The organism is Alkalibacterium sp. m-11 (assembly GCF_054658155.1).
In genome coordinates, this window is the sequence record NZ_BAAGIR010000349.1 from 1 (window position 1) to 542 (window position 542).

Annotated in this window: 1 protein-coding gene; it reads left to right on the plus strand. The window is 39.3% G+C overall.

The features are described 5' to 3' along the window. Nucleotides 1-542, plus strand: a 542-nt coding sequence (locus ACYQ2O_RS12760; protein ID WP_459796779.1) for an IS110 family RNA-guided transposase, incomplete at both ends; no start/stop codon positions are given.

Consider the following 542-nt stretch of genomic DNA (forward strand, 5'->3'; position numbering starts at 1 on the left):
TCTGTCTCAGACTCTTATCGCTTAGGCAAACTAGCACAAGACAGTATTGATATCAATCTAGGTGTTCAAATGCGTGTTATACGTGGATTTGAACAAGAAATAAAAATCATTGATAAAGCCATTGAGAATATTATGGAAACCATCGATAGCGCCAAAACATTGTTAAGCATTCCAGGCATTGGACCTGTTTATGCCGCAGGCATTATCGCTGAAGTTGGTCAAATCGACCGATTTAACCATGAAGCTCAATTGGCAAAATACGCTGGTCTTTATTGGCCAAAACATCAATCTGGTAACTATCAAAAAGAAAAGACACCAATGTCTAAGTCAGGAAACCGTTATTTACGTTATTACTTAGTTCAAGCTGCCAACTCTGTAAGACGATATATTCCTGAGTATGAAGCCTATTACCAGAAAAAATATAAAGAAGTACCGAAAACACAACACAAACGAGCCCTCGTCTTAACTGCACGAAAATTAGTGCGTCTGGTGTTTGCACTCCTAAGCGATCACCAACTCTATATCGCAAGATCGGAGGCGAT